General features: G+C 49.0%; 19 protein-coding genes. 7 read left to right on the forward strand and 12 right to left on the reverse strand.

Annotated features, from left to right (window positions below; genetic code table 11):
* Positions 1 to 70 precede the first annotated feature (70 nt).
* On the reverse strand, positions 71 to 223 hold the full coding sequence (locus H6G50_RS13555) for a hypothetical protein (protein ID WP_190717092.1): 153 nt from the start codon (positions 221 to 223) through the stop codon (positions 71 to 73).
* Positions 224 to 355: 132 nt separating this feature from the next.
* Between H6G50_RS13555 and H6G50_RS13560 the strand changes: the two genes are divergently transcribed.
* The 3 genes from H6G50_RS13560 (at position 356) to H6G50_RS13570 (ending at position 5,376) form a co-directional block, all read left to right on the forward strand.
* A complete protein-coding gene (locus tag H6G50_RS13560; protein ID WP_190717094.1) occupies positions 356 to 853 on the forward strand; it encodes an MEKHLA domain-containing protein in 498 nt (165 codons plus the stop codon).
* Between the two features lie 138 nt (positions 854 to 991).
* Positions 992 to 3,343 carry a prolyl oligopeptidase family serine peptidase gene (locus tag H6G50_RS13565; RefSeq protein ID WP_190717096.1) on the forward strand — a complete coding sequence of 784 codons (2,352 nt, stop codon included), beginning with the start codon at positions 992 to 994 and terminating at the stop codon, positions 3,341 to 3,343.
* A 176-nt stretch (positions 3,344 to 3,519) separates the two neighbouring features.
* Entirely contained in the window at positions 3,520 to 5,376 is a 1,857-nt protein-coding gene (locus H6G50_RS13570; protein WP_190717098.1) for a glycosyltransferase family 39 protein, read from the forward strand.
* A 182-nt stretch (positions 5,377 to 5,558) separates the two neighbouring features.
* Here the strand turns inward: H6G50_RS13570 and H6G50_RS13575 are convergent, their stop codons facing one another.
* From H6G50_RS13575 to H6G50_RS13590, 4 genes are all read right to left on the reverse strand, one after another.
* On the reverse strand, positions 5,559 to 6,539 hold the full coding sequence (locus H6G50_RS13575; protein ID WP_190717100.1) for an aldo/keto reductase: 981 nt from the start codon (positions 6,537 to 6,539) through the stop codon (positions 5,559 to 5,561).
* Between the two features lie 41 nt (positions 6,540 to 6,580).
* The gene (locus tag H6G50_RS13580; RefSeq protein WP_190717102.1) at positions 6,581 to 7,564 is read right to left on the reverse strand and encodes a vitamin K epoxide reductase family protein; all 984 of its coding nucleotides are present in this window, start codon (positions 7,562 to 7,564) and stop codon (positions 6,581 to 6,583) included.
* 195 nt (positions 7,565 to 7,759) lie between these two features.
* Positions 7,760 to 8,611, reverse strand: a complete 852-nt coding sequence (gene btpA, locus H6G50_RS13585; RefSeq protein ID WP_190717104.1) for a photosystem I biogenesis protein BtpA — start codon at positions 8,609 to 8,611, stop codon at positions 7,760 to 7,762.
* 222 nt (positions 8,612 to 8,833) lie between these two features.
* A complete protein-coding gene (locus H6G50_RS13590) occupies positions 8,834 to 9,124 on the reverse strand; it encodes a hypothetical protein (protein WP_190717106.1) in 291 nt (96 codons plus the stop codon).
* 29 nt (positions 9,125 to 9,153) lie between these two features.
* On the opposite strand from H6G50_RS13590, the gene rimO reads away from it, so the two are divergent.
* The 3 genes from rimO to thrC all read left to right on the forward strand — a co-directional run bounded on the left by rimO (position 9,154) and on the right by thrC (position 13,442).
* On the forward strand, positions 9,154 to 10,482 hold the full coding sequence (gene rimO, locus H6G50_RS13595) for a 30S ribosomal protein S12 methylthiotransferase RimO (RefSeq protein ID WP_190717109.1): 1,329 nt from the start codon (positions 9,154 to 9,156) through the stop codon (positions 10,480 to 10,482).
* Positions 10,483 to 10,644: 162 nt separating this feature from the next.
* Positions 10,645 to 12,096 (forward strand): DEAD/DEAH box helicase, encoded by a 1,452-nt coding sequence (locus tag H6G50_RS13600; RefSeq protein WP_190717110.1) that lies wholly within the window; start codon positions 10,645 to 10,647, stop codon positions 12,094 to 12,096.
* 245 nt (positions 12,097 to 12,341) lie between these two features.
* Complete coding sequence (gene thrC, locus H6G50_RS13605) at positions 12,342 to 13,442, forward strand: threonine synthase (protein WP_347239933.1); 1,101 nt, start codon at positions 12,342 to 12,344, stop codon at positions 13,440 to 13,442.
* A gap of 33 nt (positions 13,443 to 13,475) precedes the next feature.
* Here thrC and H6G50_RS13610 read toward each other — a convergent pair whose 3' ends face one another.
* From H6G50_RS13610 to H6G50_RS13630, 5 genes are all read right to left on the reverse strand, one after another.
* The gene (locus H6G50_RS13610; RefSeq protein WP_190717112.1) at positions 13,476 to 14,351 is read right to left on the reverse strand and encodes an Rpn family recombination-promoting nuclease/putative transposase; all 876 of its coding nucleotides are present in this window, start codon (positions 14,349 to 14,351) and stop codon (positions 13,476 to 13,478) included.
* Positions 14,352 to 14,479: 128 nt separating this feature from the next.
* Positions 14,480 to 15,922 carry a DUF1802 family protein gene (locus H6G50_RS13615; RefSeq protein WP_190717114.1) on the reverse strand — a complete coding sequence of 481 codons (1,443 nt, stop codon included), beginning with the start codon at positions 15,920 to 15,922 and terminating at the stop codon, positions 14,480 to 14,482.
* 26 nt (positions 15,923 to 15,948) lie between these two features.
* The gene (locus tag H6G50_RS13620; protein WP_190717115.1) at positions 15,949 to 17,853 is read right to left on the reverse strand and encodes a P-loop NTPase fold protein; all 1,905 of its coding nucleotides are present in this window, start codon (positions 17,851 to 17,853) and stop codon (positions 15,949 to 15,951) included.
* A 50-nt stretch (positions 17,854 to 17,903) separates the two neighbouring features.
* Positions 17,904 to 18,599 carry a hypothetical protein gene (locus tag H6G50_RS13625; RefSeq protein ID WP_190717117.1) on the reverse strand — a complete coding sequence of 232 codons (696 nt, stop codon included), beginning with the start codon at positions 18,597 to 18,599 and terminating at the stop codon, positions 17,904 to 17,906.
* 394 nt (positions 18,600 to 18,993) lie between these two features.
* Complete coding sequence (locus H6G50_RS13630) at positions 18,994 to 20,118, reverse strand: site-2 protease family protein (RefSeq protein WP_190717119.1); 1,125 nt, start codon at positions 20,116 to 20,118, stop codon at positions 18,994 to 18,996.
* Between the two features lie 195 nt (positions 20,119 to 20,313).
* Between H6G50_RS13630 and H6G50_RS13635 the strand changes: the two genes are divergently transcribed.
* Positions 20,314 to 20,823, forward strand: coding sequence for a pentapeptide repeat-containing protein (locus H6G50_RS13635; protein WP_190717121.1), 510 nt, complete (start codon positions 20,314 to 20,316; stop codon positions 20,821 to 20,823).
* Between the two features lie 181 nt (positions 20,824 to 21,004).
* Here H6G50_RS13635 and H6G50_RS13640 read toward each other — a convergent pair whose 3' ends face one another.
* Both H6G50_RS13640 and H6G50_RS13645 read right to left on the reverse strand, forming a co-directional pair.
* Positions 21,005 to 22,297 (reverse strand): pentapeptide repeat-containing protein, encoded by a 1,293-nt coding sequence (locus tag H6G50_RS13640; protein WP_242032824.1) that lies wholly within the window; start codon positions 22,295 to 22,297, stop codon positions 21,005 to 21,007.
* Between the two features lie 378 nt (positions 22,298 to 22,675).
* Positions 22,676 to 22,921 carry a hypothetical protein gene (locus H6G50_RS13645; protein ID WP_190717123.1) on the reverse strand — a complete coding sequence of 82 codons (246 nt, stop codon included), beginning with the start codon at positions 22,919 to 22,921 and terminating at the stop codon, positions 22,676 to 22,678.
* Positions 22,922 to 22,938: the final 17 nt, after the last annotated feature.

The raw sequence follows: 22,938 nt of genomic DNA on the forward strand, positions 1-22,938 counted from the left end.
TTGCCTCGCTACCTATCCCACTCCAATCTTGGAGGAAACCTCCGAGACGGGGAACACTATTCCGACATTTTCACAACGGATAAGCATTAAAAACAACAACATTCCGCTCGAAAATAAACTCGCTATAATCTGCTAAATTATCGAGACCGAGGAAATTTAAAAGGATTTCGGCAGCAAGCCAGATCGAGATTCGGAATAAAACTTTGGTAATGGGCTGATTCATAAATTGTCGCTCGTAACAAGCGTTATCTAAAGCAACGGCTTGCTTCTAACGTTTTCTGCAAGCACGCGATCGCCCATTCCGCTGTACTTTATATTTGTTTACCCAAAAAAGCCAAAGCCTCCCCTGATTCCGATGAGCAATTCTCTCCCGTTTGTCGCCCAACAAGAATCGACCGCCCGCCATAGCCAGCGATTGTTAGACAGTTTCCAGCATTGGACGGGGCGCAGCTTAATCGAAGTCGCCGGTTCTCCCTTAGAAATCGCCCGAACCTTATTTGAAGCCCCGTTCGTCGTAGTTTCCCACGGTACGGAAGCGAACCCGATTTTTAACTACGGCAATCGTAAGGCGCTGGAATTATGGGCATTATCGTGGGAAGATTTTACTCAAATGCCGTCGCGCCAATCGGCAGAACCGAGCGAGCTTCCAGACCGCCAACGCCTGTTGGATGCGGTTGCTCAGAAAGGTTTCAGCGATGGTCATTCGGGAGTTCGCATCTCCACCACGGGTTGTCGGTTTTTACTTGAAGAGACGCTCATTTGGAATGTTTTGGACGAACGAGGCGAATATATCGGTCAAGCCGCGACATTTTCTCAATGGCATTTTCTATCCTCGGTCGGCAGTCCGAAGTAGTCTTTCTCGGTAACTGATGCCTGACAACGGATAACTAAATTTTCCCGAACGACCCAGTTTTAATTTTTAATTTTTAATTTCTAATTTTTAATTTTTAATTTCCCCTCTCTTTCTCTCTATCGGAATAACTCAGAATCTATGCCTTTGGAACGTACTTGGGAGACTTGGCAATCTCCCCCAGAACCGATCGCTCGAATTTTAGATGCAGCGCTGCCGCCTGCTGTAACGATTTCGCCGAATCATCGTTGGTTTGTTATGGTCGAACGGACGTATTTGCTGCCTGCAAGCGAACTCGCCGCCCCAAAATTAGCGATCGCGGGCTTGCAAATCGATCCTCAAGTTTATGCCCCCAGCGGACGCAGCGGCTTTCGCAATCTTACCTATCGCTCCTTAGAATCGCCCGAAACCATCCAAACGCCCGATCTGCCCGAAAATGCGCGTTTGAGCTTCTTTGAATGGTCTCACGATGGCGATCGCTTGGCTTTTACCCTCGCTCGCGAATCCGGATTAGAACTCTGGTTCCTCGACCTCCCCTCCGGACAAACGCACCGTCTAACCGAACCGATTTTAAACGCAACCTATTACAATCCTTGTCGCTGGTTGCCGGGAGATGAAGGGTTAATTTGCAAGATTGTTCCCCCCAACCGCAGTGCGCCGCCAGAATCTCTACTTTTGCAAGGCCCCTTAGTTGAAGAAAATTTGGGCAAAAAAGCGCCCGCGCGGACTTACACCAATTTGCTCAAAAATCCTCACGATGAAGCGCTGTTCGAGCATTATCTTTCATCGCAGGTGGAAAGAATTTCCTTAAAGGGGGAGCGCGAATTGCTCGTACCGCCGATGTTAGTCGATGAGGCAATCCCTTCCCCCGACGGACGTTATATCTTGCTCGAAACGTTACAGCGCCCCTTCTCCTATCAATTTCCCCTTTCGCGCTTTCCCAAACGCATCGAAGTCCGCGATCGCGCCGGAAATCTCGTCTATACGGTTGCCGATCTCCCCTTAGCCGATAATATTCCCATTCAGTTCGGTTCGGTAAGGGCGGGACGACGCTCGGTATTTTGGCGCAGCGATCGCGCGGCAAGCTTAGCCTGGGTAGAAGCCCTCGATGGTGGCGATGCAGGCGCAAAAGCCGATTTTCGCGATGCCTTATTCGAGCTAGATGCGCCCTTCGACGGGCAACCCAAGCAATTATGGCGATCGCAATACCGCTTTGAAGGCCTGGTTTGGGGGCGCGACGATCTCGCCCTCGTCTGGGAAGGATGGTACGATAACCGCTTGCAGCGCATCTGGCGAATTAATCCCCAAAACCCGCTCGATCCGCCGCATTTATGGATAGAACGCAACTACCAAGATCGTTACAGCGATCCCGGACATCCCTTATTAACCCTCGGAACGCAGGGCGATATGGTGCTGAGATTCTCGCCAGACGGGGACTCGGTTTATTTGGAAGGGCGAGGCGCATCGGAAGCCGGAGTTTATCCGTTTTTAGATCGGCGATCGCTATTTGGGGGCGAAACCGAACGCATTTGGCAAGCGCAAGACCCTTACTACGAAAGGGTTGAGGCTTTATTAGATGCGGAAGCTCGCCGCTGGGTGATGCGACGCGAATCGCAAACCGAACCGCCCAACTTTTTCCTGCGCGATGGCGATAATCCTCCCATTCCTTTAACCGCCTACTCCGATCCCGCCCCCGAATTGGCGCGAGTTCGCAAAGAAATCATACGCTACCATCGTGCCGACGGGTTGCCGCTCTCCGCAACCCTCTATTTACCGCCCGATTACGATAAGGAGCGAGATGGTTCGCTCCCGGCACTATTCTGGGTGTATCCCGAAGAATTTAAGGATGCTATCACCGCCGCTCAAATTGATGCCGCCCAAAATAGTTTTAGTCGTCCTTATGGGTTCTCAATTTTGTTTCTGTTATTGCAGGGCTACGCGGTAGTAGACGATCCCGTATTACCAATTATTGGCGAAAACGATCGCGAGCCTAACGATACTTATATCGAACAGTTATTGACGGGGGCAAAGGCGGCGGTTGAAGAAGTAGCGCGGCGCGGCGTTATCGATCCCAACCGAATCGCGATCGGCGGGCATTCTTACGGCGCGTTCACCGCTGCCAACCTCCTCGCCCACAGCGATTTATTCCGCGCGGGGATTGCCGCTAGCGGCGCGTACAATCGCACCCTTACCCCCTTTAGTTTTCAAGGGGAACAGCGCAGCTTCTGGGAAGCGCGCCAAACTTATATGGAAATGTCGCCGTTTACTTATGCCGATCGCATCAACGAACCCCTATTGTTAATTCATGGGATGGATGATAGTAATGTCGGGACGTATCCGTTGCAAAGCGAGCGCTTGTTTGAGGCGTTGAAAGGTTTGGGCGCAACCGTTCGCTGGGTGCAACTGCCTTACGAAGATCACGGCTATCGCGGGCGAGATAGCGTCGGCCACGTTTTATGGGAAATTTTGCAGTGGTGCGGTCGGTATTTATAAATGATGAATGGGGGAATTATGAATTATGAAAGGGGGGAATTACGAGTTATGAGTGATGAATGATGAATGGGGGAATGATGAGTTATGAGTGATGAATGATGAAGGAGGGAATTACAAACTACGAATTACGAATTACGAATTACGAATTACGAATTACGAACTACGAATTATGAATTATGCAAAGGTGGAAAAATTTTGAGAAATATCCTCGGACTTGTCTTTATTTCTCTATCTTTTGGCTGCTGTTTGTGAATGGAATTGCCTTTTTGTGGCATTTGGGCAGCACGGGGTTAGTAGATGAAACCGAACCACTCTTTGCTGAAGCCGCACGCCAAATGGTGGTGACGGGCGATTGGATTACGCCTTACTTTAACGGTGCAACCCGCTTCGATAAGCCGCCTTTGGTGTATTGGTTGATGGCGATCGCCTATCGCGCGATTGGGGTGAATGAATGGGCGGTGCGTCTGCCTTCTGCCCTTTCTGCGATCGCTCTAACTTGCTTCGGGTTCTTCACTCTGCTTCGGTTTGGCTATCCCCAACCGGGCGCACTCTCCACTGACAAGCCCCAAACTCCCTTCCCTCCAAAATCCCTCTGGCTATCAGCTTGGATTGGTTCGACTTTAATGGCGTTTAACCTCCAAACTCTAGTATGGGCGCACACGGGGGTTTCTGATATGCTCCTGAGTGCTTGTATGGGTTGCGCGCTATTCTGCTTTTTTTGGGGGTATGGCGCTTCGGCAGGCGCGGCAGTCGAGGTAAGTCGAGACTCAGCGGATCGGGAGATGGGGGGAAAGGGGGCGATATTTCCCAATCGATGGTATTTAGCGTTCTACGTCTTTATCGCCCTAGCGATTTTAACCAAAGGCCCCGTAGGAATTGCGATTCCGGGACTTGTGATTTTTGCGTTTTTGTGGTATGTAGGGCGATTGAAAGAAGTATTGCGAGAAATGGGCGTTCTCGTGGGGGGAATCCTTGTCAGTGCGATCGCGCTGCCTTGGTTTGTCCTCGTTATCCAACGCAACGGAGAAGCCTATATTGACTCTTTTTTCGGCTATCATAACGTCGAACGCTTCACCCACGTGGTTAACGGTCACGCCGCGCCGTGGTACTTTTATTTTCTGGTCGTTTTAGTCGGATTTTTACCGTGGTCGGTGTATCTGCCCGTTGCGATCGCGCGTCTGCGAATTCCGGCGCGATCGCGCTGGCAAGCCCAACCCCGCAATTCTCATCTCGGAATCTTTGCCCTGTCTTGGTTTGCGGTCATCTTCCTCTTTTTCACCATCGCCGTCACCAAACTCCCCAGTTACACCCTACCCCTCATTCCCGCCGCCGCCATCCTCGTCTCCTTATTCTGGAGTCAGAAACTAAGCGATTCGGAGCCTGTAAAAGAAAATAAACAAAAATCCTGGGGTTTCTTCCTCTCTGCGGCAATAAATGCCCTAATTTTGCTCGTATTAGCGATTGCTTCTTGGTTCAGTCCGCGATTAATCGGTTACGATGCGGCTGCACCTAATATCGGGGAACTATTCGGACAGACTGGTTTGTCGGTTCGCAGCGCGATTGTGTGGGGAATGGCGAGTGGCGCGATCGCGCTGCTACTGTGGAAAACCTCAACTCGTCGCTGGATTTTGCCCGTCAACCTTATCGCCTTTGCCCTTTTTCTCCTCTTTGTCCTAACCCCAGCTAACTTTTTCATCGATCGCGTTCGCCAGCAACCCATCCGAGAACTTGCCGCGATCGCCGCCCAAAGTCAACAACCGGGTGAAAACCTGCTGATGACGGGCTTCAAAAAACCCACTTTCGTGTTCTACAGTCAGCGTCCCGTCCAATTTTTCTACGGTAAAGAAGATACGATGAGTTACGCGCGCGAAACTGCTGCAACTGCATCTCCTACCCTTCTCCTTTTGAGTCAATCGACCGCTTTTTCCAATACTTTTGGACTCCAACCCAACCAATATCAAATTGTCGGTCAGCGTGGCATTTATCAACTGGTTCGCATCGACCGCGCAACGTTGGGAAATTCTAAATCATGAATGATTAATTACGAATTACACCGAATGTGAATTAGAAGCCAGAAAGAGCCATCTTACTGTTCTTTCTCCCCTTTAGTAAGGGGGGTTAGGGGGGATCGGGAGAGGGGCTGGGGGTGAGGGAAATCAAGATTTTTGGATAATGCACATCAGACGTGAATTACAAATTACGGTTGACCGGTTCTCTAGCGATTGACAGAACTCATATCGGAATAGCGATCGCCCGCAGTCGCACCCAAAGGTAAGATCGCTTCGAGTCTGTTAACATCCTCTGAGGTCAGCGAGATAGAAGTAGCAGCAATATTTTCTTCGAGATAACTGCGGCGTTTCGTTCCTGGAATCGGCACGATATCATCCCCTCGAGCCAGCAGCCATGCTAACGCCAGTTGACTGGGGGTGACTTGTTTTTCCGCCGCCATCTGTTTGACTTGCTTGACTAACTCCAAGTTTTTAGCAAAATTTTCACCTTGAAAGCGAGGCGATTGCCTGCGGTAATCATCCTCTGCCAAATCCTCAAACCGCGTTACCGTTCCCGACAGAAATCCGCGACCGAGAGGACTGTAAGCAACAAACCCGATCCCCAATTCTCGAATCGCCGGCAAAATTTCGACTTCCGGTTCGCGACTCCACAACGAATACTCGGTCTGAAGGACTGAAATGGGATGGACGGCGTGGGCGCGACAAATCGTGTCCGGTGCGGCTTCGGACATTCCCAAATAGCGCACCTTGCCTTGCTCGACTAACTCTGCCATCGCTCCAATCGTATCCTCAATCGGCACGGTCGGATCGACCCGATGCTGGTAGTACAGGTCAATGGTATCGACTCCTAGGCGTTGGAGTGAGGCATCGCAACATTGACGTACATAGTCGGGTTTGCCATTAACGCCCAACCAACCTCCCGCTTCGGTTCGCACGTTACCAAATTTAGTTGCGAGTACGACTTTATCGCGGCAATCGCGAATCGCCCGTCCGACCAATTTCTCGTTAGTAAAAGGACCATACATATCGGCGGTATCGAGCAAGGTTACTCCTAACTCCAAGGCTCGATGAATGGTGGCAATCGCTTCTGCATCGTCGCGTCCGCTATAGAACTCGGACATTCCCATGCAGCCTAGCCCGAGTTCCGAAACGACTAATCCTCGATCGCCCAATCTTCGCATTTTCATCGATCGCTTCTCCCGCCATAGATTCGGTTTAAATTTTAAATTTAACGTCCGGGGATAAAATACTTAAAGTTTTTCTCGCCGGTATAACCCGTTAATTCGGTTAATTTTTCCATCGGTTGAGCGCCTTTTTCGAGTTTGCCGTTAATATCCCAAGTGGGATAGGATTCGATTTTTGCCGCAGCACAAGCAGGAAGCTGAGTTTGACTGTTGGGCGAGGCGCATTCAATGTAGTTGATTTTGCTAAAAGCTTCTTTACCGAAGAGTAATTTTTGTTCGTGGCAGTGCGGACACCAGTACGCGCCGTACATTTTTGCGCCTTTAGTTGTCAAATATTCAGCAAGGGCGATTTCGGAGGGGCCAGAAGTCGTTTTAATATCCCAACCTTTACCGGGGACGAGTTCGGCTTGCCCGAAGTCGGAGGGAATGGCTTTGCGATCGCCTGCGGTTGTTGCACCATCGACATTCGCATAAACCGCCAGGGTTCCGACCAGCGTTATCATCGCCACAATTAACCCAGTAAAAGCAATTTGACCGATATCGTCCCAATCGCGCCCGAACAGCGTTAGCCCCAGCAAGCTGACAGAGAAGAGCGCAGAACCGATACAGTAGGGACAAACAGCATTGAGTTTAGTTGCCAGAACAAACATAAGGTAGCCGCTAAAGACTGCCATTGCCGTGCTGCCAATGAGGAGGAGAAGCCACGTCCAATGTTCGAGTTGGTTTCGTAAGTCTTTGCTGGTTTCGCGGTTGATGGTGAGGGGAACGAGAGCAAAAGCAGTCATCGCCGCGTAAGCGAGGAAGCCGAACAGCGACAGGGGCAAGCCGAAAACGGTGGCGTAGGCACTGTTAAGGACATCGTTACAACTGGCGGCATTGGCGGCTGCATTAGCGGCACAGCCGACGGAAGCACCGCTGAGTTTAGTAATGGTGAGGTAGGCGGTTAATACCATACCTACAGTCGCGATCGCGCCAATTATCGGACGAGACCAGCGATGAATCCAAGGAATCGAACGTCGGCGGCTCATGATCTTCACCTGAATGGAGTACGTTGACACTCTACCGCCCTAGAATGGCAGAGATTCCTAAGAGATTTTCACTCTTAACGGCTGTGCCAAACAGCCTCTAGACACTCCGCTTAAAGCATCGTGTTTACTTTTTATTAAAATATTCGCCGCGCCGTTGCAGTCGGCGATGATTTTCGATTTTAGCTTAATCGATAACTACCGCACCGGAACTTTAAGGGGGGCTTTGTCGGAGAGTAGGGGTTGGGGTTTTTCCGGCTGGCGGGCGGCTTCTACGAAGGCTTGAACGCGAATCGGATCGATGGGTTCTTTAATGTTGCCGTTGCGTTTGAGGGAAGAAGCGACAATCGCGCCATTGGCTGCCCCCAGAAGCATACCGATGTTCTCTTCCGTTGCCCCGCTGCCGATGAAGACGGGGGCTTCTCCGGCAACGCGGGAAGCAATTTCTAGGTCTTGGAGACGGGGCGGCGAACCAGTTCCCCAGCCGGAGATCGCGATCGCGTCGGCTAAACCCCGCTCGATCGTTTCTCGGGCGGCGTAGGCTAAATCGGAGGTACTCAGCGGTTGGGCGTGCTTGACGAGGACATCGGCAATAATGGCGGCATTGCTGCCCATTTCGCGACGATAGCGTAGGAGTTGGTGGGCTTTACCCTCAATCGTGCCTTGGTCGGTGGCCATGACTCCGGTGAGGACGTTGACGCGAATGAAGGGACAGCCGCAAGCGGTCGCGATCGCGATCGCGCTTTTTGCGTCATTTCGCAAGACATTCACGCCCACCGGCATGACGACTAAATTCATCAAGCGCTGAACGATCAGCGTCATGGCGCTGACGACGGCGGGATCGACTTCTTCTTTCGGAAACGGCGCGTCAAAAAAATTCTCAACGATCAAACCATCGATCCCCCCAGCAGCGAGGGCAGTGGCTTCTTGTTCGGCGCGATCGATGACTGCTTGAAGGTTTCCGCCCCACCGCGCCGAACTCGGCAGGGGCAATAAATGAACGACCCCGATTATCGGGTTCGGATTGGGGAAAATTTGCGTTAAATCCACGGAATCTTTGGAGGGAGTGCGATTGGCTCGCCTAGATTTTATCAAACATTATGAGCTATTACGGCCTATCCTGATTGATTCGACGGATAGTGTTGGACATCGGGGATCGCTAATTGCTTAAGCGCCTTAGAAGCCAGAAACCTCATTGTACCGTTCTCTCGTCCGGGAGTCGGGAGTGATAGCGAGAGGGGGCGGATTGGATCCCGGCAGCGGACGAATAGGTTAGATCGGATCGGGTTCGGTTTTCTGGGTAGCAAACTCCTTAAATTCGCTGCGCGTTTCTGACGATTGTGAAGTATCATGAAGAACGATGACCGCAACAGACTTCCAACGAACCTTCCGTTCGGCGCAAAAGTTTCCAATTTCGTTTTTTAGATGGCGGTCGCACTGAGGTAAGCTTTCACAGCATCGACCGACCCCACCTCCAAATTTCGTCCTGAAGCTCGGACTCTCTGGCTCGAGCCTCAGTTGCAAGCGCAATTGGATAACAACACTCCCTAACCTCGCCAACATCACGACTCTCTCTAAGTTTAAGGAATTGCATGGGCAACAAGCCAACCATTGCCATCTCCCATCTCGGATGCGAAAAAAATCGGATCGATTCCGAACATATGCTCGGTATGCTCGCGCAGGCGGGCTATCAGGTCGATAATAACGAAGAACTTGCCGATTACGTTATCGTCAATACTTGTAGCTTTATTGAAGCGGCGCGCCAAGAATCGGTGAGAACCCTCGTCGAACTCGCTGAAGCGGACAAGAAAATTATTATTGCCGGTTGCATGGCGCAGCATTTCCAAGAGCAATTGCTCGAGGAGTTGCCCGAAGCTGTGGCGGTGGTAGGGAGTGGCGACTATCAAAAGATAGTGGAGGTCGTGGAGCGCGTTGAAGGGGGCGAACGGGTTAAGGAAGTTTCTTCGGAACCGACTTATATTGCTGACGAGACAACGCCGCGCTATCGGACTACGCCGGAGGGAACGGCTTATTTACGGATTGCCGAAGGGTGCGACTACCGCTGCGCTTTTTGTATCATTCCGCACTTACGCGGCAAGCAGCGATCGCGTAGCATAGAGTCCATTGTCGCCGAAGCCGAAGCGCTAGCCTCTCAAGGCGTTCGCGAACTGATTTTGATTTCCCAAATCTCAACAAATTACGGCTTAGACCTCTACGGAAAACCGAAGTTGGCAGAGTTGTTGCGCGCGCTCGGTCGAGTTGATGTTCCTTGGATTCGCATCCATTATGCTTATCCGACGGGTTTAACGCCCGAGGTGGTCGAGGCGATTTCTCAAACGCCCAATGTCCTTCCCTACCTCGATTTACCGCTCCAACATTCCCATCCAGAAATTTTGCGGGCAATGAATCGTCCCTGGCAGGGGCGCGTTAACGACGAAATTATCGATCGCCTCAAACAGGCGCTTCCCGATGCCGTCTTGCGAACGACATTCATTGTCGGCTTTCCGGGGGAAACCGAAGCTCATTTCGAGCATCTGTGCGAGTTTGTGAAACGTCACGAATTCGACCACGTAGGAGTTTTTACCTTTTCCCCCGAAGAGGGAACCGCCGCTTACGACCTTCCGGAGCAGATCGCGCCCGAGGTGAAAGAGGAACGACGCGATCGCTTGATGGAACTGCAACAGCCGATTTCTTGGCGCAAAAATCAAGCTGAAGTTGGCAAAACGGTAGAGGTTTTAGTCGAGCAGGAAAATCCGCAAACCGGGGAAGCGATCGGACGTTCGGCTCGCTTTGCCCCAGAAGTTGATGGTCTTGTCTACCTAAACGGTTCGGCGAGCTTGGGAAATATCGTTCCCGTCAAAATCCAACAAGCCGATCCCTACGACCTCTACGGCACTATTTTGGAATTCAATTCCAATTGAGTGACGGCATGAGGCATTAACCTAACAAACCGACAATCTGCAAGCTAACACCCGATTGCCGAACGGAGATAGAGTCAGAAAAATCCTACATTGTAACTCAAATCCCTTTTCAAATCGGGTTAAGTTTTTTAAACTATACACAAGTAACAGCAAATCGCAATTATGACCATTTCTTTCCAAGACCTAGGATTATCCGAGGGCTGCCTCGCGCGACTCGAGGAACTAGGCTTCAGCACCCCGACCGAAATTCAAACCCAAGCCATTCCCCAACTGCTCGGCAGTCGCGATGTCGTGGGTCAATCCCAAACTGGGACGGGCAAAACGGCGGCTTACTCGCTCCCCATCATCGAACAGATTGACGTTCGGGATCGCGCGGTTCAAGCCCTGATTCTCACGCCGACACGAGAACTCGCTCAACAAGTCGCCCAAGCGATCGAAGACTTTTCCGGCGATCGCAACCTCTACGTCCTTACCGTCTGCGGCGGTCAATCGATCGAGCGGCAAATTCGCAGCTTGCGACGGGGCGTACAAATCGTTGTCGGCACGCCCGGGCGCGTCATCGATCTTCTAGATCGCAAAGATCTAGACATTGCCTCCGTTCGTTGGGTCGTTCTCGACGAAGCAGACGAAATGCTGAGCATGGGCTTCATTGACGACGTGAAAAAGATTTTGCGCCAAACACCAGAAGCGCGCAATACCGCTTGCTTCTCCGCCACCATGCCGCGCGAAATCCGCGACCTGATCGATCGCTTCATGCGCGATCCTATCGCCCTAACCGTCAAGCAGCCCCAAGTTGCGCCGACTCGCATCGAACAGCGAGCCTACATCATTCCGCGCAGTTGGACAAAAATTAAAGCCCTGCAACCGATCCTCGAACTCGAAGAGCCGGAAGCTGCCCTCATTTTCGTTCGCACCAAGCGCAGCGCCGCCGAACTCACCAGCAAACTGCAAGCGGCCGGTCATAGCGTCGATGAATACCACGGCGACTTGAGCCAAGGACAGCGGGAACGCCTCGTCCAACGGATGCGGAGCGGTCAAGTTCGCATCGTCGTCGCCACCGATATCGCCGCGCGAGGATTAGATGTCGAAGATTTGAGCCACGTCATCAACTTCGACCTGCCGGATAATACGGAAACTTACATTCACCGCATCGGACGCACCGGACGCGCCGGAAAAACCGGCACGGCAATTGCGCTGATTCAGCCGATGGATCGCCACCTGCTCAAGCGGATCGAACGTCGCCTGCGTCAATCGCTGGAAATTTCCCAGATTCCGACTCGCGCCGAAGTTGAAGCTCGCCGTCTCGAGAAACTGAAAACCCAAGTTAAAGAAGCACTAGCGGGCGAACGCATGGCTTCCTTCTTGTCTACGGTGAAAGAACTCAGCGCTGAATGCGATCCCCAAGCCATTGCCGCCGCCGCGCTGCAAATGGTCTACGATCGCTCTTGTCCGAATTGGATGAAGACCGATTGGGAAGTTCCTGCTGCCGATTTCCAAAAACCGATCAAGCGCAATACTCGTTCGGGCGGCAGTCGCAAACCGAACAAGCGGGGCGAAGACAACTTCAAGAAGGGAGATGGCTCCGGACGCACTCGTCTGGCAATTGAGGGCTAAGCGCGTGGGGGACTTCAAAATTAAAAATGCGTATCGAGAGAGCAGCATTTCACAAATTTTGAAGCATCGCTGAATTTCCGGGATCGGGAATCTGATATGATTACCGGTGCAGCGCGCCAAAATTAATAGCGTTTCAATACAAGCGGCACAATGAATGTTTCATTGTTTCGATCGCACTTCGCATCCCAGCCCTTTGAGAATCGCTATTCCCCTTCTTTTAACGCTCGGTTTTGCAATAAATAATAGTGACTCTTTCTCGCCCTGACTCCCAACCTGCAACTCAGTCTTTCAGCCAATGGCCGGGTTTAATTGAAGCCTATCGAGCCTTTCTGCCGGTGAGCGACTCTACGCCCGTCGTCACCTTGCTGGAAGGGAATACGCCCCTAATTCCGGTTCCGGCAATTGCTGAGGCGATCGGACGCAACGCACAAGTCTGGGTGAAGTACGACGGACTCAACCCCACCGGCAGCTTCAAGGATCGGGGCATGACGATGGCGATTACTAAAGCCAAAGAAGCGGGGGCGAAAGCCGTTATTTGTGCCAGTACCGGCAACACTTCCGCCGCCGCCGCTGCTTACGCGCGTCGTGCGGGGATGCGCTGTTTTGTGATCTTGCCCGAAGGCTACGTCGCTTTGGGGAAATTGGCTCAGTCTTTGGTGTACGGTGCGGAAGTCATCACCATTGACGGGAATTTCGACGACTGCATGACAATTGTGCGGGGCATGGCAGAGAGTTATCCCGTAACTTTAGTTAATTCAATCAATCCTTACCGTTTGGAAGGGCAGAAAACGGCGGCTTTTGAAATCGTCGATACTTTGGGGGATGCTCCCGACTGGCTTTGTATTCCCGTTGGGAATGCGGGGAATATCACAGCATATTGGATGGGTTTTTGTCAATACCAAGAGATCGGAAAGTGCCGCCAATTGCCGCGCATGATGGGCTTTCAGGCAGCGGGTTCTGCGCCGATTGTGGCTGGGGCCGCCGTGACTTCACCGCAGACGCTAGCAACGGCAATTCGCATCGGCAACCCGGCAAACTGGGAAAAAGCTCTTGCGGTTCGGGAAGCTTCGCAGGGTGAATTTGAGGCGGTTACGGACGAAGAGATTTTGGAAGCTTACCGCTTGTTAGCGGCGCGAGAAGGCGTATTTTGCGAACCGGCAAGCGCTGCATCGGTGGCGGGGTTGTTGAAAGTGAAGGAACGGGTTCCGGAAGGAGCGAAGATCGTTTGCGTGCTGACGGGGAATGGGTTGAAGGATCCCGGTTGCGCGATCGAGCATTCGCAGAATACCGTTTATTCGGGCATTACGGCTAAGTTGGAAGAAGTTGCGAAGGTGATGGGATTTTAGCGCGATCGCGCGCTTTCCCGGAAGGTTTTAAGTTCAGGTTTCTGGATTCAGAAGGCTGCGAATTTCTTCAACGCTCAATCCAGTCGTTTGGCTAATTATCTCCTTATCAAGGATGCCGATTAGCTGCCGTGCGATCGCGATTTGAGAACTCCGCCGTCCTTCTTCTCGTCCCTGTTCTAAGCCTTGTTCTAAGCCTTGTTGCAAGGCTTTTTTGATGATATTGCGTTGATCGTGGATATAAATTTCGCGTTTTTCCAAATCTTCTAATTCCTCCCGGCTTAAATTTACGCGATCGGCAATTTCAAAGGCTTTTTCGAGTTCTGGAACCTCTTGCAGATTGGCAGGAATTTCGTGCAATAATCGAGCATTTTTGATGAAATAAAGCCATTTATCGGATAAAGTGCTTAGCTGGTCTAGTTCGAGATTAAACTTAGGCAATTCAACAAAGACGAGTTCGAGATCGTCGCTGATATAATCGACAAGATAATCTCTTTCTTTGAGAACGAATCTAGAAATAGGGCGAGAAATTTCGGGAAACATCTCAAAATCCGTAATTGTTAGAGCGATAACGGGATTTAAGAGCGTATATCCTTCGCCAAGATCGAGTTGAATGGAGTAGGATTTGGCAGCATTATAGAGAATTCGTTTCTCAAAACCCTCTACATTCAAGACTTGCATTTCAATAATGACTGTCGTATTGTCGCTCAATACCGCTTTGATATCTAAATAAGTATCCTTAACGCCCCGAATTCGCGGCGCTTGGTAAGGATCGAGAATTTCGAGGTCTTGAATGGCGGGTCGGTTTTCAGACAGAATACTGTTGAGGAAACTAATCAGGATATCTTTACTCTGCTCGGATCCAAAGATTTTTTTGAAGGCAAAATCAGTTTTGGGGTTAATAAAATTCATACTCTAGCCCCCGGAAGATTGGTAACGATGACTTTATCATAACTGCAATTGCCCGATGGGGAGATATGCGATCGCGCCTTTAACGCAAATACTACCATCTGAGGCGAGCGATGGCTGTCCGGATACCCCTATAATTCCCTTAAAAAATAGAAGCGATCGCGCCGCCAACTCTCCCCCTTAATCCGTCCCGCATAACCCGCAAGCGGTGAAGAAAGCTCCACTAAAATTTCATGCAATTCTTGCTCCGATAAAGGTTGAGGAGCGTCGGGCGTGTGGTAAGCACCACTGAGCGCATCGACACTTGCCCGAGAACGTCCCGAATTTTCCAAGTAAGTTCTTAAAACTCGGAGAACGTGCGATCGCAGCGCAATTGTGGCTTTAATTTCTTCAATAAATTGTGTGATGCTAGCGTTAGAATCTCCCGCTTGCAAAGCAGTTTTTAGCTGAAAGAGATCGACGGAATTGGGATAATTTGCTTGGAGCGCGACTAACTTTTCTAGCGTTTCTGGGTTTAAAATAGCCATACCTTCTTTTATCGCTGTTTCATTTAACTGTTTGGTTGGAGTTCCGGGGCCGATAATCAGTTTCGATGCCTCTTCAAATTCTGCCTTACTTTTTAAGCGTAACTTCCCTAAAGTGAGAAGCTGAATGGCTGTTGTATGGGGGATTTTTCGACCGGCTTTACACTCGCAAATCAAGGGGTAAGGTTGCGAGCAGAATACATCTAAACCTCCCGCGCCACCGCGATGAGAAGGGTCAATTTTAAAGCCTAAAAACTCCAAACTTTGCTTGACAACATTCTCAAAGTCTGTTCCTGCTTGATAATTGCTTTTGCCTTCATCTAGTTCCCGACTGCGGTTTCCGAGGGCTGCAATTTTTTTAACCCAATCCAGATCGGGGGGCGGTAAAGTTTTTTTTGAAGCATCGTATCGCCACCCCAAAAACGTTTTTATCTTTTCATTCAAACTTTCAGCAGCAGAATTTCGGGGACTTAAGACGGCAAGATTGGCTTGCAAATATTCTAATTCTGGGTATGGGGGAGGAAGACGATTTTCTATGGAATTGCGGCGTTGAGAAAAAACGCGATCGCTAATTACAGGAGTTGTAGCCGGTATTTTCAACGGATGAGGGAGTGCAACAAAATTCCCGCCCGAACGAGCGGAAATTTCAAGTGTTTCAGGAAGCTCACAAACGCGCAAGCCAGCGAGAAAAAGATAAGGCTTTTGCGAAAGGATTTTTTTGAAGGCTTCTACCTTCCAAATTGTTAGCCGCGAAAGCGTTTTTAAAGCATCCGATTCATCGACAACCAGACAAAACTCGCACTTTGCCCAGGCTCTAATCGTAACTATTGAAGAGGTATCGGCGTTCGCTCGCGCAACAGGCAGAAAACTGTAGCGATACAGTTCTTCGGGGGAAGAAAACAGCGCTGGCAATACGTCCGGATAAAGCGCAAATACGCTTCCAACATCGAGCGATTTTGCCACCATTGCAACAATAATTCTGCCTTGAATTAATGCTTCAAGAGCGGGGGCGGGGATACGGAGTGCCAGTTCGATGGAATTTGAATACATACATTTTTAGGCAAGTCTGTTACAGCTTAATTGCGCGGAATATTAAATTGATTCCGGAGGTCATTGAGCGTGTTATCTAAATCGTTGTCATCGGATATTGAGAAATCATCTCGAATGGATTCTGCGACCAAAATGGGTTCATCTTCAATTAAATCGGTGGGGACATCGTAGGAAGGATCGCTAAGAATTTCCTGCAAGAGCGGATTGCTTTCCCCTAACATAAGTTCTGCTCCTTTTTCCGCAATAAAAGTCTCGATTTGCTCTTCGCTGAGTCCGTAATCGACTTCTCGTTTATTATGAACGGCACGAATCGCCAGGAGAGGTTTGATTTCTGCTTCCTTCAATTCGACAAATTCTCCCCCTTGCTGGCGAATTAAAGGCTCTAAATATTTCTGTTCGAGATAAGTCGTTATTTTTTTAGCTTTTGAACGAACTAAACAACCCCGCGTTAGCTCGAATTGTTCATAATCAATTAGCCGTCGCAGACCCGCTCCTAATGCTTTTCTTCCCGCATACTGAAGAACCGACACGCCAATACTGACATTTTTATCGCCTTCCTTACCCAAAATCTTAAAATTGAGGTAAGAATCTCGCCCGCCTTTTGGGAAAACGCCATCGGTTACTTCGGTTACGATAATTCTTTCTATTGTTTTTCCAATTAAGGTTTTGAAGCCAAAGTAGAGCGCATCGGCAAGTAAATTATTATCGTCTATAATACTGTCAAAATCTAGGTCGAGTTCGGCGATAAAAGCTGTTTCAACTGGATCGGCTTTTTGCTTCTTCGGATCGCAGTTAACGCGACACCATTTTAATAATTCTCGAACCGTTGGCTTGTCATCTGCTAAACTGAGCAACTCTTTTTCTTCAAATGGATAAAGGGGACTTGAAGGCGTTAAGTTTTCTCGTTCGTAATACTTTTTCAGCCACAGCGTTACAAAGCCGATAACTGAATTACGGTCGATGTAAGATAGCTTTAATGGCTCGCCTTGAGCAGAAACTTTATTATGAATCTGGTTGGGCAACTGCTTAATTTTATTTGTCCATTGAGCGGGCATCATCACTGTGAGAATTACCCCTCGGTTGAGATTTTGAAGCAAGTCTTTAACTAAACAAGCAATAATTTGGCTCAAATGTAAGCCGATCTCCTCGTCCTGAGCATTTGGTTGATCTAGTTCATCGAAGCAGATAACTAATTCCTGATATTCTGAGATTAAATCCAAAATTTGTAAGACGGCTTCAAAGCTTTGATTTTGAGTCGGTAATTGCAGTTCGGCAGCTTTGGCTTGTGAGAGTTCTTGACCCTTCAGCCACTTCACCGCATAGGAAGCTTCAGGACTTAACGTTAAAAATACGGCGCGAACAATATCGGGGTCTTCAATGGCTTTAAGATTGCAATATAATCCCGATAATCTTTCAATCCATTGATTCGCTTGATTCGGCTCGGAAGTTTTGAACTTTTCGAGCAAATCGGTAACAGAATAAGCAGTCGTATTGGGATTCTTGTGATTCAAAATGTGATTCGTCATTGCTGTGGCTAGTTCTTGCCATTGCGTCACGCCTTGATGACCAATTTGCCCCAAACTTTCTGCTAATATCTGTTGAAAGCTATGCTTAATATTAATGAGATTGCTATATTTATTAGCATAAACAAAAAGTCCGCCGTTCTCACTTTGGAGTTGATGGCGGATGCGACTAATGATATGTGTTTTTCCGGTTCCGTCTTGAGCGGTAATCGCAATTGAAGTGGTAGAATATAGTCCGTCTCGAATTTGTTTTAAGGCTTGAAAAACAGCATCGGACGCATGAGCGTTGACACTTTCAACATCAAAAAAGTCCTGCCCCCAAATGTCTTTGGCGTTGACGTAGGGCGGTTTGGCGAAGGGATTGCGATCGCGGAGTGCTTCGTCGATACTTTGAGGGGAAGATGTCATGGTTAGAGTTGTGTGAGTGAGTGAGAACAGAAAAGAGGTCAAAAAATCAATTAAGCGTTCAGACGTTGAACGTAGTAGCGCAATGCTCCCAGTTTTGTGGTAATAGAGTCTTCAGCGCGATCTGGGGTAATATCGGTGACTTCGCCGCCGATTAATTGAATTAGATCTATGGCTTGCATTTCCAGCAGCCATTCATTAAATTTGGTGCGAGAAACGCGATCGCTAATTTCGCGCCGAATCCGATAAATAGGAACGAGATTGTCTAAATTGTAATCTCGATTCAATCGCTCGTAGACTTCCAATGCCACTTTTTTAAATTCCTCGAGAGAAGAAATTTGCTCGGGCTGAAATGCAATTTTTTCTGCTACTGCTGATGCGGGCGCGCTACTCTCTAAATGCTTAATCCAGTTAAGTAAAGCGTTGAAATCTTTCGTTCTGACGCGCTGTTGCGGACGGTATTGAAAATCGGCGCTAATCAGACCGGATTTCAACATTTCTAGTCCTTGGGGCATTAAAGAGACGTTGACAGACCGCCCTTTTTTTGATACTGCGATCGCGCCTTTTTTCTCCAATTCGTCATAGACTTTTTGATAAACACTGTTAGACTCTTTACTCAGTTTGACGCGATTGGTCAGTTCGCTTTGCTTAACCTCTTTATCCATGCCGCCTAAGTCCCATAAACTCAGCAAAAGGCGGATTTTAAGTTTGGGATCGATCGCGGTTGAGGCCTTCGTTTTTGCAGCCATATTGAGTTTTTTGCGTGAATATTCGGAGAAGAGCGAATTTTCCAAAAAAATTGGAACGTTCTCTCACTCATCTTATCTCGCTAATCATCGCTTGCACACAAACCTAAAGGTATAGCAGTTTTCACGTGGATGAGGTACACCCAGCGGGCGAATACCATTCGCCCCTACGGAGCGGCGTTTAATTTCGAGGCGACCTCGAAATCCGCGCCCCTACCGATTTGATTTTCGGAACTGTAACTCACGCAAAGGAAAAACGCTATAGCATAAGCACAATTGAAGATTTTCAACGCATCTTCAAGTGCGAGTACATCCACTTTCTTTAAACATTAAAAAAGGGACGTTGCTGCCAACGTCCCTCAAAAAAATTCATCGAAATATCGAAATTAGAGCGGTATTAAGTCAGCGCTGCCGGTTTTTTGGTTTGCAACAACTTTAAGATAGAAGCCCTTTCGAGGAGTCCGAGAACTGCACCATCTTCGCGAACGACAGGCAACTGTTTTAACTGCTTGGATTCGAGCAACTTAATCGCCTCGAGTAGGGATAAATCGGCTCGCACGGAATCAACATCCGCCTCTAAAGATTTTGCGACTTCGCTAACGCGAGTTACCGTCCAATCGGAAGTTGCAATCGGTTTGAGGTCGTCGGCAGAAATCGTACCTACCCATTGTCCTGCTTCGTTCGTCACCAGGAATTTTTGCCAGCGCGTTTGCCCGATAACGTAATTGTTAGCAAACTCGCGTAAGTTCAAACTTTCGGAAACTAAAGGACTGTTGGGAATAACGGCATCTTCTGCGGTAAACCCGTCTAATTTATCTTGAGCGATCGCGGTTTGTGCAGAAACGCCTGCATTTTGTAGCAAAAAGAAACCGATGAGTAGCGTCCAAACGCTTCCGTAACTACTAATCCCTAGAATCGAAAGTCCGCCGAGAATAACAGCGACAACGCCCAAAAATTGACCGACGCGACTCGCTGCAAGGATTCCTTTGTTGGGATTGCCCGTCACTTTCCACACCAAGGACTTAAGAACATTACCGCCATCGAGAGGCAGTCCGGGGAGGAGGTTAAACAGGGCGAGGACTAAGTTAATTTGAGCCAGCAGCCCGACGATAGGAGCGATCGCGTCAGGAAGGGGAACGTAAATTCCGACTGCACTCAACAATCCGAATAATATCAGACTGACGACCGGCCCCGCGATCGCAACTGAGAAAGATTGCCAGGGCGTTTTCGACTCTTGCCCCAACATTGCCAACCCGCCAAAGATAAACAGAGTAATTGATTTGACTTCAATCCCCTGGCGCAATGCTACTAAACTGTGACCGAGTTCGTGGGCTAAAACCGAGGCGAACAGCAACAGCGCTGCCATTAAGCCTAATACCCAGGGTAGCAAACCCGCCATTGGTAAAATCTGCGCTAAGTCTTGACCGAATTCCCACGTGACCAAACCTAACACTAAAAACCATGAAAAATTCACATAAAAGGGAATCCCGAAGAGGCTCCCAGCACGAATATTGCCATTCATCGCGATATCCTTAACAAAATTTATGAATTTCAATCTTCTGTTAGTCTAACCAAAGATACGAACCGAAGCAGCGCGATCGCGTGCCGTAAAATCCGTCCTATCGGTTCGGTTTTCACAAACTCTCTAGTAGAGAACGTTTGTAGCTCGCCGTCAGGTAAAATCAAGATTAATAAGGTTCAGACTCAAGCAATACTGATGAAGAATCAGCCGTTCCTCTCAATCTCAAAACGTTTACTGCACGTCGTTGCCTCAATTGTACTCGGAATTTTCGTTTGGAGCGCGATCGCGCCGTCCGCCCTCGCCACAGATTACGATAACGTCACCATGATTGGTGCGGATTTTTCTAATCGAGACTTGAGCGATTCGAGTTTTGCTCACGCTAATCTGCGCGAGAGCGACTTCAGCAATTCTAATTTAGAAGAAGTCAGTTTCTTCTCCTCCAACCTCTCTGGAGCGAACTTTGAGGGCGCTAATCTGCGCAACGCCACCCTCGGTTCGACTCGCCTCACTCGCACTAACTTTAAAAACGCCATCCTCGAAGGAGCATTTGCCATGAATGCCATGTTCAAAGGTGCAAGCATTGAGGGAGCCGATTTTACTGACGTGCTGCTGCGTCAAGATGAAATCGATATGTTGTGCGAAGTTGCCAGCGGAACTAATCCCACTACTAAGCGCAATACTCGCGAGACCTTAATGTGTTTGTAGAAATTATGAATAATGAATAGTGAATTATGAATAATGAATAGTGAATAATGAATGCTAAGTTACTGAGTGCTGAGCGATCGATTGCGAACTCTGAATTTCATAATTCCCATTCAATCATTCACAATTCATAACTCATAACTCATCATTCATCATTCATTATTCACTATTCATTATTTAAAATTCATCTTCCCAACCGATTAGGAATATCTCCACATCCTCCCGGAATCGTGGCTCGCGTTTCTTCTCCGCCCCAAGCGCATAGATAGCAGCGCTGTTCCTCATTCAATCGCTGTAGGTTAGTGAAGTCGGCTTTTTCCACCACTGCTCCGGTATAAGCACCTGTTTCGTAGTCGGGGCGATGGAGGCGACTGCGGGGACTGGCAGTTTCCAACCTTCCATAAAATAGGCGAACGCTCTTAAAATCCACGCCGATTAAATTTGCTTCATAAAGAATGCTGCGTGCAAAATTCGCCTTGACTAAATCGCAACCGCTGAAGTTAGCGCGCACAAAATTCGCATCGCTCAAATCCGACCAGCGCAAGTCCGTTTCCGACAAGTCTGCCCCCGCCAGCATTACGCCCAACTCAATCACGCGCACGCCGTTTTCGCGGTCTTCTTGATAACCCCCCACACCGTCAGAAATCGGTCGTCCCAGTTGCCAATCTCGTTTAAGGGGAGTTAGAAGCCGCGATTGGGACAAAAAGCGCAGAATTTTCGCTTTTCCAGCCGCATCGACGCTGCCTAAAATAGCGGCAGTTCGTCCTTCAGCAAAGGCGCGTTCTTGGGGCAAATCTTCGAGCAATCCTTCTTCATCGAGGGCGAGTTCGGAGATGCCTTGGAAGTAAGCATCGATGGTTTGTTGCTGGGTAATCGCGTTTTGACGAATGGTGAGATCTTTGGAGATGACGTACTGTTCCCAAGCGACGTAAACGGCGAGCAACGCAATCATGATTTGTCCGAGCGCGCCAAACCATTCCGCCCAAGAGCCAAATTCATCCCATTTAATTTGGGTAAGCCAATAACTGACGAAGCGATAAAGACCGAGAAATTTGAGCAAACCAACGCTCGCGATCGCTGCTGTAATTAAAGCAAATAAGGTCTGCCGTTCGTGGGGGGTAAAAAATTGACCCAGCCAATCGCGCAGGGCGGGCAAAATTTCGCGCAGAGAGAGTAACAGGGCAACAATAGCCCCTGAAAGCCCGATCCAAGTATTATTGAGGAATAGGCCCACAATCATAATCGCGATCGCAATGATTGTCAGCCACGCTCGAGAAACCTCTCCCGAATCTATCGCTATCTTTCCAATCTTGGTTTGCGGAACTATGCGATTACTCTGACGAATGCCTTTGCCAAAAGCCGCAAGTTCGAGGGGAATGTCGCGATCGTCTTTTTGCCCGTCTTGTTCGCTATTCGTCGATGCGTTGGATGGGGGTTCGGGATTGGAAGGGGCAGAATTGGGGGGCTGCATCGTCATTTCAGTTGTCAGTCGTCAGTCAACAGTCAACAGTCGCTCTCCCATCTTACGCCGATCTCTGCCGATCCCAACAGGCATCCTAATAGAATGCCCTCGCATTAACGGGACTTTAGCCGAAATCTAGGTCAAAAAGAACTGAAAGCCTTATCTAGCATTTTTCGTTGGCGTGAGGTACACCGCGCGGGCGAATGCTATTCGCCCCTACCCATCTATTGCAATTTTTGTACCTCATCTATTTGAAAAATGCTATATAGCGGTAAAAATTAGTGCGCGCTCTTCCTTGCCCCTACTTATACGCATCCCCACAAGAACCAATTATTGTTAAGAATTCGATACATCCTTTCAAGATATCTTTGAGCCTTTTTAAGCAGGATATAATCAGCCACGTTTTTCTCCAAACAACCTTTGCTTAAGTTCTTGGGAAGAAATACCGCGATCGCGACCGGCTAAATAATCTTGCCATGCAGCTTCACTAGCTGCCAGTTCTTCAGTCGTTAGGGTTTCGGAGTCTTCTTCAGCTTCTCTCGAAATGTTGACCAGCGTTTTTAACTCTTCGAGCAGCCGTAGCTTGTCTGAGAAAGTCAGATTTTTAACTTGACTCAGCACATTGTTATAAACAGTCATAGACACTCTTGCTCTGG

Origin of the sequence: Oscillatoria sp. FACHB-1406, from assembly GCF_014698145.1 — a bacterium.
Taxonomy (GTDB): domain Bacteria; phylum Cyanobacteriota; class Cyanobacteriia; order Cyanobacteriales; family Spirulinaceae; genus FACHB-1406.